Source organism: Halopseudomonas sp. MFKK-1, from assembly GCF_027474385.1.
GTDB lineage: Bacteria > Pseudomonadota > Gammaproteobacteria > Pseudomonadales > Pseudomonadaceae > Halopseudomonas > Halopseudomonas aestusnigri.
Genome location: NZ_CP114836.1, coordinates 732,957 through 746,432 on the forward strand (window position 1 = coordinate 732,957; position 13,476 = coordinate 746,432).

Below are 13,476 nucleotides of genomic sequence, written 5' to 3' on the forward strand. Positions count from 1 at the left end.
CCGTGATGCATATCGAAATCCACGGCCGGCGTGATGCCGACGCCCCGACGCTGGTGTTCAGCTCGGGGCTCGGCGGCGCGGCGCATTTCTGGATGCCACAGCTGGATGCCCTGACCAGCGACTATCGCGTGGTGCTGTACGACCAGCTCGGCACCGGCAAGAGCCCCGCCACGCTGCCCGCCGACTACAGCATCGACGCCATGGCCAGCGAGTTGCGCACGCTGCTCGCCAGCCACGGCATCGGCGACTATCACCTGATCGGTCATGCCCTCGGTGGTCTGGTCGGCCTGGCACTGGCCATGCAGCAGGCGCCGGGGCTGCGCAGCCTGACGCTGATGAACGCCTGGTCGCGGGTCAGCCCGCATACCGCGCGCTGCTTCTCGGTACGCAAGCAATTGCTGGCCGGCAGCGGCCCGGCTGCCTACGTCGAGGCGCAGGCGCTGTTTCTCTACCCGCCGGACTGGATTGCCGCCAACATCGAGCAGTTGCAAATCGACGACCGCAAGCACGTGGCCGGCTTTCCGCCGACCGACAATCTGTTGCGGCGCATTGCTGCTCTGCAGGCCTTTGCGCCGGATCTTCAGGCGCTGGCCGGCATTCGCCAGCCAACGCTGCTGATCGCCAACCGAGACGACATGCTGGTGCCCTGGCAGTGCTCGCGAGAGCTTGCCGAGCAACTGCCGAACGCCCGCCTGGAATGCTTTGACTACGGCGGCCACGCCTCCAGCGTGAGCTGCCCGGACACCATCAATACGACGCTCAGGCGCTTTCTTGCCAGCGTCATTCACGACACCGAATACGCCGCCTGAGTGAGGGCAACCATGCACGAACCATTGGATCAAAGCGCCCTGGCGCAACTGTTTACCGAGGCCCGCAGCCACAATGGCTGGCTCGATCAGCCGGTGCCCGACAGTCTGCTGGAAGCCATCTACAACCTGACCAAGATGGGCCCGACCTCGGCCAACTGCAGCCCGGCGCGCTTCGTGTTCGTGCGCACCCGGCAGGGCAAGGAGCTGCTCAAGCCGTGCCTGTCATCGGGCAACCTGGAGAAGACCATGAGCGCGCCGGTCACCGTGATCGTCGCCTATGACTCGCGCTTCTACGACGCGCTGCCCGAACTGTTCCCGCATGCGGACGCACGCAGCTGGTTCACCGGCAGCCCGGAAATGATTTACGAGACCGCGTTTCGCAACAGCTCGATGCAGGCCGCCTACTTCATCATGGCCGCCCGCAGCCTGGGACTGGATACCGGGCCGATGTCCGGCTTTGACGCCAAGGCGCTGGACGCCGCGTTTTTCAGCGACAGCCACTGGAAGTCCAACCTGTTGATCAACCTCGGCTACGGCGACAGCAGCAAGGTGTTCGACCGTTTGCCGCGCCTGGCCTATTCCAAGGCCTGCATTCTCACCTGAAGGAGCCCGTCATGCTCGCAGTCAAGATAGTGGAACCCATGCCCGCCCCGGTCACCAAGGATGCTTTTCGCAACGCGATGTCGGTGCTGGCGTCAGCCGTCAACGTGGTCACCACCGATGGCCCTGCCGGCCGCGCCGGCTTCACCGCCACCGCCGTGTGCAGTGTGTCGGACGAGCCGCCAAGCCTGCTGGTCTGCCTCAACCGCAGCGCATCGGTCTACGACATCTTTCAGACCAACGACCATCTGTGCGTGAACACCCTGACCTGCGAGCAGCAGGCGCTGTCCAACCTGTTCGGCGGCAAGACGGCAATGGATGAGCGCTTCGCCAGTGCCGACTGGAGCACCGATGTCAGCGGTGCGCCGATGCTGGATGACGCGCTGATCAACTTCGATTGCCGCATCAGCAACCGGGTTGCCGCCGGCAGCCACGACATTCTGATCTGCGAGATTCTGGCGATCCGCCAGCGGGACAGCGGCGACGGTCTGGTCTACTTCCAGCGTCGTTACTGCCAACCGGTCTGAGCAAGCACTACCTCGCTGCAGCCGCAGCGAGGTAGCTCTCCTCCATCAGCTGACCACGCGGTAGCACGGCTCGTAGGCCGCGCCACCCGGCAGCTTCATCCGATGCTGATCAACAAAGGCCTGCAGCAGCGCATCCAGCGGCTGCATGATGCGCGGGTCGCCGTGGATGCGATACGGCCCGTGCTCCTCAATCAGGCGAATGCCCTTGTCCTTGACGTTGCCGGCGACGATGCCGGAAAACGCCCGACGCAGGTTGGCAGCCAGTTCGTGCGGCGGCATGTCGAGCGTCAGCTGCAGCGCTTCCATGTTGGCGTGGGTCGGGTCGAATGGCCGCTGAAAGCTCTCCTCGATGTGCAGCAGCCAGTTGAAGTGGAAGGCGTCGTTACGCTCGCGCCGGAACCGCTCCACCTCCTTGAGGCCGGCGGCCATGCCGCGCGCGACCTCGATCGGATCGTCGATGATGATGCGGTAGTGCTGCTGCGCCTCGGCGCCCAGGGTCGCACCGACAAAGGCATGCAGTTGCTGCAGATAGGCCTCGGCGCTGCGCGGGCCGGTGAGGATGACCGGGAACGGCAGATCACGGTTGGTCGGGTGCATCAAAATACCCAGCAGGTAGAGAAACTCCTCCGCCGTGCCGGCACCGCCCGGGAAGATGATGATGCCGTGACCGACCCGCACAAACGCCTCCAGACGCTTCTCGATGTCAGGCATGATCACCAGTTCGTTGACGATCGGATTCGGCGCCTCGGCGGCGATAATGCCGGGTTCAGTGATCCCCAGATAGCGCCCCTCGACGATGCGCTGCTTGGCATGCGCAATGGTCGCGCCCTTCATCGGCCCCTTCATTACACCCGGCCCGCAGCCAGTGCAGATGTCGAGATTGCGCAGGCCCAGTTCGTGCCCGACCTTCTTGGTGTACTTGTACTCCTCGATGCTGATCGAGTGCCCGCCCCAGCACACCACCATCTTTGGCTCGAGCCCGGGGCGCAGGGTGCGCGCGTTGCGCAGCAGATGAAAGACGTAGTCAGTGATACCGGCCGAGCTATCCAGGTCAACCCGTGGGCCGCCCAGCTCGCTTTCCGTGTAGACGATATCGCGCAGCGCGCTGAACAGCATTTCCCGGGTACTGGCGATCATCTCGCCATCGACAAAGGCGTCAGCCGGGGCATTGATCAGCTCGAGCCGCACGCCACGATCCTGCTGGTGAATCTGCACTTCAAAATCGGCGTAAGCCTCAAGAATGGTCTTAGCGTTATCGACGCGCGCGCCGGTGTTGAGAATCGCCAGCGCACACTGGCGGAATAGCTGATGCAGGCCACCGGAGCCGACCTTGCCGAGCTGTTGGACTTCACGTTGAGAGAGGGTTTCCAGGCTGCCTTTGGGGCTGACCGATGCATTGATTACGTTGGGTCTTGTCATGCGAGGCTTCCTTGGCAGACACCGACGACCACGCCGTCGGGTGACGATAGATACGACCGCGATGGTCGCAAAGGCGCCTTCATTCTCGACCCCGGCAGCCTGCCTTGGCAATCGCCGGTGGCGCAAAATGGCGCCCGAGAGGCAGGTAACCGATCAGCTGGTTGCCAATGACTCACGACTGCGTCCCAGCGCGGCCGCTTCAACCGGGCGACCAAACAGGTAGCCCTGAAACACCTCACAGCCGCTGTCGACCAGAAAACGCATCTGCTCGACGGTTTCCACGCCCTCGGCCACGACGCCCAACCCGAGCGTTCGCCCCAGCGCCACAATGGTGCCGGCTATCGCCGCGTCGTTGGCGTCGGTGAGAATGTGGTCGATAAAGGACTTGTCGATCTTCAGCTGATCCAGCGGCAGTCGCTTGAGATAACTGAGCGAGGAATAACCGGTGCCAAAGTCATCCAGCGAGAAACGGATACCCATCTGTCGCAGGGTGCGCATCTTGCCGATGGTACGCGGCAGGTTGTCCTGCAGCATGCTCTCGGTCAACTCCATGCGCAGCCTGGCAGCAGGTGCGCCCGTGGCGTCGATGACAGCGGTTACCTGATCGACAAACTCGACCTGATTCAGTTGCCTGGCACTGACGTTAACGGCGATATGCCAGTGGGCGCGTTCCGGGTCCTGTGCCCAGCTGACCAACTGGCGGCAGGCCGTTTCCAGCACCCATTGACCTATCGGCAGGATCAGCCCGCTGTCCTCGGCCAGCGGAATGAAGGTGGCCGGCGAGACCATGCCACGCTGGGGGTGTTGCCAGCGGATAAGGGCCTCGACACCCAGTATCCGCTGCTGCCCGTCCACTACCGGCTGATAGAACAGGCAGAACTCATGGTTCTCCAGCGCCTGACGCAGGTCGCGCAGCAGCATCGCGCGCGCCACCACCTCGGTCTGCATCGCCGGATCAAAGAAGCATACCTGATCACGACCCGCATCCTTGGCCCGATACATCGCCATGTCAGCCTGTTTGACCAGCTCCTCCGGCTGGTCATCGATCAGGGAGAACAGCGTGACGCCGATACTTGGTGACACACCCAGCTGCAGACTGCTGAGCTGATAGGGCTCACCCAGCCGCTGACGAATGTGCTCTGCGCGCGCGGCGACCCGGGCGACGACCTGGTCCAGATCACTGCCCAGGTCCTCAAACAGCAGCACAAACTCGTCCCCACCCAGCCGGGTCACGGTGTCCACGTCACGAACCACTTGCTGCAGCCGTCCGGCGACCTGACACAGCAGTGCGTCTCCCTGGGCATGACCAAGGGTATCGTTGATCTCCTTGAAGTTATCCAGATCGATCATCAACACCGCACCGTAACTGCCGCTGCGCACAGCCTTGCGGGTCGCCTGCAACAGGCGTTCGGTCATCAGCCGGCGATTGGGCAGGCCGGTCAACTCATCGTGCAGAGCGATATGCAGTGCCTGCGCTTCAGCCTGCTTGCGCTTGGTAATATCGGCGCGGATGGCGATATATTGCTCCGGCAGGCCGTTGTCACCGACAAAGGGCACGATGGTTGTCTGCACCCAATACAGCGAGCCATCTTTCGCCCGGTTGCAGACCTCGCCATTCCAGACCTCGCCCTGGGTAATGGTGCGCCACAGATCGACGAAGAAGGCCCGCGGATGGGAGCCCGAATTGAGCAGGCCATGGGTCTGACCGATCAGCTCATCACGGGCGTATTGGGAGATCGCGCAGAACTTGTCGTTGACCTTGGTAATCACGCCACGCGCATCAGTGAACGCAACAATGGCATGAGCGTCCAGTGCCAGCCTAATATCACTGTTCTCGCGCATCGACAGCTCCAGCTTTTGCAGGTTCCGCTCGCGCTCAGTGGTATCGGTAAAGATCGCCATGACGCCGTCGCCATCAGGCACCACGATGGCGTGGCCATGGCGCAGCTCTCCCTGCGGCGCGCGGTAAGCGCCATCAAGCTGTCCACGCTCACCGCGCAGTGCATTGCGCAGCAATGGCAACAGCTGCCCAAAAAGATCAGCATTGATCGCCCACTCAAATGGCCGCCCGGTCTCTGCAGAGGAAGCGCCGGCAAAGGCACGGTCAAAGGCCGGATTACGAAAGCGGATCGCCAGACTCGGATCCAGACGCACCACACCGACCGGCAGATTTTGCATCAACCTGTTCAGGTCCTGCTCCCTGGCCTGCGCAAGTTCGGTGGTTTGACTCAAAAGCGCATAGGGCTCATGAACCGCGACGATAAATGCTGCCCGATAGATAAAGATGTAGGCCAGCACCTTGTAGAAGTGCCCCAGCAGGCTGATGGCGTCAGACGGATCGACATAGCCGGTAAATGCCAGTTCACCCACCCCCATGACAAAGCTTGCCAGGCCGAGCCAGAAGAAACGGACATTGCCCTCGCGACGGAAGCGGATAAACAACCAGGCTGCCAAAACCAGGTTGGCCGTGCACAGCACATACTCGATCCCGGCCTTGAATGGGGTCACGCCCTGACCCGGTATAAAGGTGTCCGGCAGAAAGGATACCGCGTAGACACCGATCAGGATCAGTAGCACCAACAGCATCAGCCCGGCCAGCAACCAGCGCGCCGGCGAACCGGGAAAACGTATACCAGCGGCGACCAGCAGCAAACAAAGCGCCTCAAGAGTGCGCCCTGCCAGCCAGAAAAAAATGGTCAGCTCGATACTGCCATCGACAATCAGTGATGGCATGCCTTCATACACCAGGATATGAACCAGATCCGCGCCCGCCACAAGAGTGAAGCCGAAGATCAGCACATTGGCGCTTGGCATATCACGCTTACCCAGCGCACCCCAGGCAGTGGTAACGACCATCGCCGAAACAATGACCGCAACCAGCTCAAGCAACAGATGAAGCGACAGATAATCCTGCGGTCGCTCGACAAAAAGCGGGATACGCGGAAGAGACAGGGCAACCACCATCAACGCAGCCGACATCAGGCACGCAAGCATCGCGAACCGCCACTTAGGGTCACCACCAGGATGCATTCGAATACTCCGCAAAGCCAGACAGCTGCAGCGCCCGTCGCAGCAGGGTTACGCAAGACACAAGCAATGCCAGCCCGCCTGACGGGCCACCATTGATGCCCGGTTGCACTGGCGTATCGCCGCCGGGCGGCGGTGCATCCGAGCACGCCAAGGGTCGGGCAGATCCGATCTGCCTCTTGCAACAACCGCTGAAAAACAAAAAAGGCCTGCGATTTCTCGCAAGCCTTTTGTGTTGTGGTGCCGGCACCAAGAGTCGAACTCGGGACCTACTGATTACAAGTCGCTAGATGTTACGCCAAGGCCAGTAAAGTCTAGGCTAGTATTGCCGAGGGTACAATAGGGTTAACTAGTTGTTTATGCTTGGTTTTCACGAGTTTTCCCGAGATCGCAAAAACTGGGCACTGTACCGCGAGGGTGTGCAGAATTCTGTGTAACCGGGGATGGGGTTACTACTGTGGCAGCCTGCCTTCGTAGCTGATCGTAAAGCGTGTCAGTGCCGCTTTCCAGTCACGGATCGGCATCGTCCATTTCTTGCTGATGTTGCGTAGCGCCAGATAGAACAGTTTCAGCAGCGCCTCGTCGCTGGGGAACGAGCCGCGGTTCTTGGTTATCTTGCGCAAACTCATGTTCACCGACTCAATGGCGTTGGTGGTATAGATCACTTTGCGGATCTCCGGTGGGAAGTCGAAGAACGGCGTGATCCGAGCCCAGTTGCGCCGCCAGGACTGACCAATTGGCAGGTAGTCGTCATCCCATTTGGTTTCGAACTCGCCAAGGCGCAGCTCAGCCTCGTCCGCCGTGCTGGACTGGTAAATCCGCTTCAGGTCAGCCGCTACCTCGGCGCGCCGTTTCCAAGAGACGTAGTTCAGGCTGTGCCTGACCATATGCACGATGCACAGTTGCACGCTGGTGTGCGGGAAGACCGCCTCGATGGCCTCGGGGAAGCCCTTCAGGCCATCCACGCAGGCGATGAAGATGTCCTGCACGCCACGGTTGCGCAACTCGGTCACCACCTGCAACCAGAACTTGGCACCCTCGCTCTGGGCGATCCATAGCCCGAGGATTTCCTTCTCCCCGGCCAGGTTGATGCCCAGCGCCAGGTAAACCGCCTTCACCCGCACGGCACCCTCACGCACCTTGGTGTGGATGCAGTCGAGGTAGACGATGGGATAGACCGCGTCGAGCGGCCGTGACTGCCAGGCCTTCACCTCATCGGTTACGGCAGATGGCTATCGATGATCTCTAGGCATTCCCTTTTCACGCGCCCTTGTCCTGATACCTCTCCAATTACAATCACAGCAGGTGACTTAAGTCTGAAAGTTTGGGCGACGTTACTCATGTTGGCCAAATCACTTCGACACTCGCGCTGACGGGGTAGAGAGGCGTTTTCAATCATGGCGACCGGGGTGCTGGCAGTCAGCCCGCCGGCAAGCAATTCCCGTTGCACTTCTTCCAGCTTGGCCACACCCATGTAAACCACCAGGGTGGTGCCCGTCTGCGCTAGGGCCTGCCAGTTTAGGCTGCTGTCGTCCTGGGTGTGGGCAGTGACCAAGGTGACGCCTCGCGCCACGCCTCGCAAGGTCAGAGGAATGCCACATTGCGTGGCACCGGCTAAACCTGCAGTGATGCCGTTCACCAGTTCCACTTCAATACCTCGGGCGCCTAGCCATTCGGCCTCTTCGCTGCCACGGCCAAATATGCACGGATCGCCGCCCTTTAGACGCACCACACACTTGCCTTGACGCGCGTAGCGCAGCATCAAACGGTGAATGAAATCCTGCGGGGTAGAGCGGCAACCGCCACGTTTGCCGACGCCAATCACCTTTGCGCTTACACAGTGTTCGAGCACAGCTGGATTAACCAGGTCATCAATCATGACAATGTCGGCACTTTTAAGGGCGCGCACGGCCTTGAGGGTGAGCAATTCAGGGTCACCGGGACCGGCACCCACTAACCAGACTTTTGCGATCACAGGATCTTCCTTATCAGGGCTGTGTATGCGTCGCAGAGAGCTTTCACGCTTGCTGCGCTCTTGTGTTGTTTGAAGTCATGCGTGCAGCAACCAAATCAACAACAGGCCATTGACCAATAGCGAGGTCATTGCCACAACTCGCCACACTTTCAGCGGCTCTCGTTCAAGCAATGGCCGGGATCGAGTGCTAGGTTGGTGTTCGCCATGATGCAGAGCCAATAGCCACTCTTCGGCGGTTTCAAAACGCTTGGCGGGGTCGCTGGTCAAGGCTTTTTCGAGGTTGTGCACCAGCCATTCTGGAAGGTCCGGGCGGTAGCGATTAGCGGCCACAGGATTACCAAAGCGCGGGTGCTGAAACGCCTCTATTTCGCCGTAGGGGTAGTGCCCAGTAAGCAGGTAATACAGCGTAACGCCGGCGCTATAGATGTCTTGCGCAGCACTGGGCTGCGCGCCCGCATAGGCTTCCGGGGCAATAAAACTGGGCGTGCCGGGCAACTCACCCACTGCCTGATTGGAAAGTCCAGGGCAATAGGCCAAACCGAAATCCAGGATTCGCAGCTCGCCATCAGCACTGAGCAGCAGATTCTCCGGCTTGATATCCCGATGGACTATGTTACGTCGATGCAGCATGCCCAGCGCCTTTATAAGGCGCTGGGCGATTTCCAGCCATTGATTAAGGCCGAAGGCGCCGTGCATGTGATAGTGCTCGGCCAGGGTGATGCCGGAGTATTCGCGCATCAGGTAGTAAAGGTGCTGACGCTGGTTGGCGTGGTGCACTTCGGGAAAGTAACGCCCGGCCACCCGCCGCAGAAACCACTCTTCCTGCAATAGGGCATTCCCTGCTGTGCTGTCACTTTCCCTGCTGGCTGGTAGGGTTTTTAACAGCCAGGGTTGTTGCTGTTTGTCATACACCCGGTACAGCACTGACTGCCGGCTTTGCCCCAAGAGGGCTTCCACCTGCCAACCTTCAAATAGCTGCCCGGGTTTTAAAACTGGTGGAACTGGCCATTGCTCCAGCTGCCCCAGAGTGTCGCTCAAGCTGATCTCTCCCAGCTCATCGACCCGCACCAACACAGCACTTGCGTTGTCCTGGCTGCCAGCATGATGGGCAGCGCTAACCAGAGCCTGGGTGGCTGCTTGCAGTTGCTGTTCATCACACAGAATACTGGCAATCGAGGCCTCACTTAAGGTGGCCCAAACGCCATCGCTGACTAGCAGGAAACTCTCGCCAGGGCGCAACTCACCATTCAGGTAATCCACTACTACATGCTGCTCCAAGCCCATGGCTCGCTTGAGCACATGCTGCATACCCGGTTGGCCCCAGACGTGGTCTTCACTGATGCGCTGTAACTGCCCGCAAAACCAGCGGTACACCCGGCAGTCGCCGATATGCGCGAGCGTAAAGTACCTGCCGCGCAGCACCAAAGCGCTGAGGGTTGTGAGCAGCGGCTGGCCGCCGCCATTGGCATGTAACCAGCGGTTTTGTGCCAGCAGCAGACGGTCCAGGGCTTGCGCCACGCCCCAGGTTTCGGGGGTTGCGTAATAATCGTGAGCCAGGGCTTGCAAAGTTGAACGTGCAGCCAGGCCGCCGTCTGCGCATTGGCTTACGCCGTCAGCCAAGGCAAATAAAAACCCCTTGCTGCCAGCCAGCGAAGGCGCCGGAGTGACCAAGCGCACCGCGTCCTGGTTTTCCGCGCGCGGTCCGCTGGCGCTGTACTCGGCGCAGCTCAGTCGTAGGCCCATGATGGTTTACTCAGACCCTTGCAGCAGTCAAAGCAGCCGAACCCCACGTGGTTCTCCAGCGATTTTTCACGCCGTGCAAACCAAACCAAGCAATTAGACCCAAGCTGGCAAATAACCACAGTCCGATTTGGTAGTCGCCGGTATTCTGTTTGATTGCTCCGAGGCCAGCAGCCAGGAGGAAACCGCCTATACCGCCGGCCATACCGATAAGACCGGTCATCACGCCAATCTCTTTACGAAAGCGCTGTGGCACCAGTTGGAACACGGCACCGTTACCTGCACCCAATCCCAACATGGCGCTAACGAACAAGGCCAATGCCGCCACTGAACTGGAAAGATGGAAGCCCACCGCCGCAATACAAATGGACGCCACTGCATACATACCAAGTAAGGTGCGAATACCGCCGAAGCGGTCAGCGAGGGCTCCGCCCAATGGGCGCATCAAGCTACCACCAAACACGCAGGCCGCAGTGTAGTAACCGGCTGTGACCGGGCTAAGGCCGTATTGGTCGTGGAAATAACCAGGCAGAGCGCTGGCAAGGCCGATAAAGCCGCCAAAGGTGACGCTGTAGAAGAACATAAACCACCAGCTATCACGGTCGCCCAGAGCCTTGAAGTAATCGGCCATGGATTTTGCTTTGCTTCGATTGGGTGCGTTGCGCGCCATCAAGGCGAAGGCTATCAGGGTCAGTAGCAGCGGGATCAGAGCCAGGCCAAACACATTGTTCCAGCCAAAGGCGGTGGCTAACACGGGGGCAGCCAAGGCGGCGATAACAGTTCCAGAGTTACCCGCCCCGGCAATGCCCATAGCTTTGCCTTGGTGCTCTGCAGGGTACCACTGCGAAGCCAGCGGCAAGGCCACGGCAAAAGACGCACCTGCCATGCCGAGGAATACGCCCAGCAGCAACGCTTGTTCATAGCTATGGATGCCCAGTTGCCAAGCTGCCAGCAGTGCACCGATGACCACTACCTGACCGAAGATGCCTGCAGTTTTTGGCGACAACTGATCTGCCAGCATGCCCATAAAAAAACGCAATAGAGCGCCAGCAAGGATCGGCGTAGCCACCATAAATCCGCGTTGCTGAGTGGTTAATTGCAGGTCTGTAGCAATCTGAACTGCCATTGGGCCTAACAGGTACCAAACCATAAAGCTCAAATCGAAATACAAGAAGGCGGCAAACAACGTTGGGGTGTGACCGGCTTTCCAGAAACTGTTGGTGTTCATTCCCAGCACCTCATCTGCAAATAGGTAGTTATGTTTGCAGGTGGGTAGCTTGGAAAGCTGCCCACCAAGCCCCGTTTCCAAGGCCATAAACGCAAAAACGCCGCAGTCCCAAGTTCGCTTTAGCGAGGGGAGTGCGACGTCATTGTCGTGATGGGGCAACCGCCGTTGGCTACCTGTAAGAATAGTAAGCAGCTTCTATGCCATTATGTATTGGGGTCTCTAGATCAATGGTTTCGCTTCTGTTTACAGAGCCTTTCAGGCTGAACGCCATCGCTCTTGGTGCAGTGTGCTGTGTTATGGAGCAGGCGCAGCGTTTGGTTTTCTTAGAGGCCTATCGGGCAGTTACTGTTTTTACGGTTAACCCAGCAACTCATTCATCGCGATAATCTGCTCTGCCACCTGAATCAGCTTCTGTTGTTTGCTCATGGCTTGGCGACGCATCAGGGTGTACGCATCCTCTTCGTTGCAGTCTTTCATCTTCATCAACATGCCTTTGGCTAATTCAATCCGTTTGCGTTCAGCCAACTGCTGGTCTCGGGCGTGCAGTTGCGAACGCAGCATCTGGTCGCTTTCAAAGCGCGCCATGGCCACGTCCATGATCGGCTGCAGGCGCTGGGCATGAATGCCTTCGACGATATAGGCGCTCACCCCAGACTTAATCGCCTGGCGCATGACACCGGGATCGTGTTCGTCTGTAAACATCACAATCGGCCGTGGCTGATCGCGGGTCACAAGCACCACCTGTTCCATCACATCGCGGCTTGGTGACTCAGTGTCGATCAAAACCACATCCGGCCGCACGGATTCAACACGGGTGGGCAAGTCGATGGTCAGCCCAGATTCGTCGATCACTTCAAAGCCCGCTTCGCTCAAGGCAGTGCGCAAACGTCCAACTTTTTTGGATGTGTCGTTGATCAGCAAGATACGTAGCATGGCGGCCATCTTCAGTCAGTGGTCATTGAGGGCATGCAGGGTAAAACTGCGGGCATAGCCGGCAGGGTCGGCACCATTCCATACGCTTCCATCAAGCAGGCGGCTGCTGCGTATTGCGGTATCAGGCACAGGAATGTTCAGGGCGGTTGCGGCGGCGCTGTACAGCTCAGTTTGCTGTACCTGGCTAGTGACGGCGAGATAGTCAGGGTCCTCGCGCAGCAAACCCCAACGACGGAATTGAGTGAGAAACCACATCCCGTCCGACAGGTAGGGAAAGTTAGTGGCACCGTTGTTATGAAAGCGCAAGGAGTGAGCATCATGCCATCGATTGCCCAGGCCATCGCAGTACTCGCCTAGCAGGCGCGGTTCGACACTCGATAACGGTGCATCGAGGAACTCACTGCAGCTCAAAAGTTGTGCTGTGCTACGGCGGTTTTCGAGGCTTTTCTCAATAAACCGGCTGGCATCCAATACCGACATCACCAAAGCGCGGGCGGCATTGGGGTTTTGCTCAACAAATTCGCGTGTGCAGGCCAAGACTTTTTCCGGATGGTCCGGCCAGATTGCTTGGCTGGTGGTTAGGGTAAAGCCCTGGCCATGCTCCACGGCATGGGCAGACCAAGGCTCGCCCACGCAAAAGCCATCAATGCGTCCGGCTTCCAAATGCGCGAGCATTTGCGGCGGCGGCACTACCACGCTGTTTACATCCTGCAGCGGGTGAATGCCCTGGCTGGCCAACCAGTAATAAAGCCACATGGCATGGGTGCCGGTTGGGAAAGTCTGGGCGAAGGTAAGTTTTGTGCCTTTTTGGTGCGCGTGCTGTTGCAGTGCACTGGCGCTGGTCACGCCAGCTTCTTTCAGTGGCTGTGACAGATTGATGCTCTGGCCATTCTGGTTCAAACCCATAAGTATGGCCATATCAGTTGCAGCGGCGCCGCTGATACCCAACTGAATGGCATAGATCATACCGTACAGGCTGTGGGCAGCGTCCAGTTCGCCGCTAAGCAGCTTGTCATTTATGCCTGCCCAGGAGGTCTGGCGTCTGAGATTGAGGGTTAAGCCGTAGGGCTGGCCAAACCCCTGTGTGGCTGCCACGACCATGGAGGCGCAGTCCGTCAGCGGCATATAGCCGATATTAAGGGCATTCTTTTCTGGAGCATCGCTGCCCCCAACCCAGGCCAGAGAGTGCATATGCAGGCCATCGCTCATAGGGGTATT

At 59.3% G+C, this 13,476-nt stretch carries 10 protein-coding genes and 1 pseudogene; 3 read left to right on the plus strand and 8 right to left on the minus strand.

Annotated features, from left to right (window positions below; genetic code table 11):
- The first annotated feature begins 5 nt into the window (after positions 1–5).
- The 3 genes from rutD to rutF are packed head-to-tail and all read left to right on the plus strand — an operon-like array spanning position 6 to position 1,936.
- Positions 6–809, plus strand: a complete 804-nt coding sequence (rutD, locus tag O5O48_RS03285) for a pyrimidine utilization protein D (RefSeq protein WP_269688665.1) — start codon at positions 6–8, stop codon at positions 807–809.
- A 12-nt stretch (positions 810–821) separates the two neighbouring features.
- Positions 822–1,412, plus strand: a complete 591-nt coding sequence (locus tag O5O48_RS03290; protein ID WP_269688143.1) for a malonic semialdehyde reductase — start codon at positions 822–824, stop codon at positions 1,410–1,412.
- Positions 1,413–1,423: 11 nt separating this feature from the next.
- Complete coding sequence (gene rutF / locus O5O48_RS03295; protein ID WP_269688144.1) at positions 1,424–1,936, plus strand: NADH-dependent FMN reductase RutF; 513 nt, start codon at positions 1,424–1,426, stop codon at positions 1,934–1,936.
- Between the two features lie 45 nt (positions 1,937–1,981).
- Here the strand turns inward: rutF and ppnN are convergent, their stop codons facing one another.
- From ppnN to O5O48_RS03335, 8 genes and pseudogenes are all read right to left on the minus strand, one after another.
- Complete coding sequence (gene ppnN / locus O5O48_RS03300; protein WP_269688145.1) at positions 1,982–3,355, minus strand: nucleotide 5'-monophosphate nucleosidase PpnN; 1,374 nt, start codon at positions 3,353–3,355, stop codon at positions 1,982–1,984.
- 153 nt (positions 3,356–3,508) lie between these two features.
- Complete coding sequence (locus O5O48_RS03305; protein WP_269688146.1) at positions 3,509–6,349, minus strand: bifunctional diguanylate cyclase/phosphodiesterase; 2,841 nt, start codon at positions 6,347–6,349, stop codon at positions 3,509–3,511.
- 485 nt (positions 6,350–6,834) lie between these two features.
- Positions 6,835–7,608, minus strand: a pseudogene (locus O5O48_RS03310) (IS256 family transposase); the annotation flags it as partial.
- Positions 7,602–8,357: a uroporphyrinogen-III C-methyltransferase gene (cobA, locus tag O5O48_RS03315; protein WP_269688147.1), complete on the minus strand. Its 756-nt coding sequence runs from the start codon at positions 8,355–8,357 to the stop codon at positions 7,602–7,604. The gene cobA and the pseudogene O5O48_RS03310, both read right to left, overlap by 7 nt.
- Before the next feature lie 75 nt (positions 8,358–8,432).
- Positions 8,433–10,100, minus strand: a complete 1,668-nt coding sequence (locus O5O48_RS03320; protein ID WP_269688148.1) for a bifunctional protein-serine/threonine kinase/phosphatase — start codon at positions 10,098–10,100, stop codon at positions 8,433–8,435.
- Between the two features lie 10 nt (positions 10,101–10,110).
- A complete protein-coding gene (locus O5O48_RS03325) occupies positions 10,111–11,325 on the minus strand; it encodes a nitrate/nitrite transporter (protein WP_228247662.1) in 1,215 nt (404 codons plus the stop codon).
- A gap of 357 nt (positions 11,326–11,682) precedes the next feature.
- Positions 11,683–12,258 (minus strand): ANTAR domain-containing response regulator, encoded by a 576-nt coding sequence (locus tag O5O48_RS03330; RefSeq protein ID WP_228247667.1) that lies wholly within the window; start codon positions 12,256–12,258, stop codon positions 11,683–11,685.
- A 15-nt stretch (positions 12,259–12,273) separates the two neighbouring features.
- Positions 12,274–13,467 (minus strand): CmpA/NrtA family ABC transporter substrate-binding protein, encoded by a 1,194-nt coding sequence (locus O5O48_RS03335; protein WP_269688149.1) that lies wholly within the window; start codon positions 13,465–13,467, stop codon positions 12,274–12,276.
- Positions 13,468–13,476 lie beyond the last annotated feature (9 nt).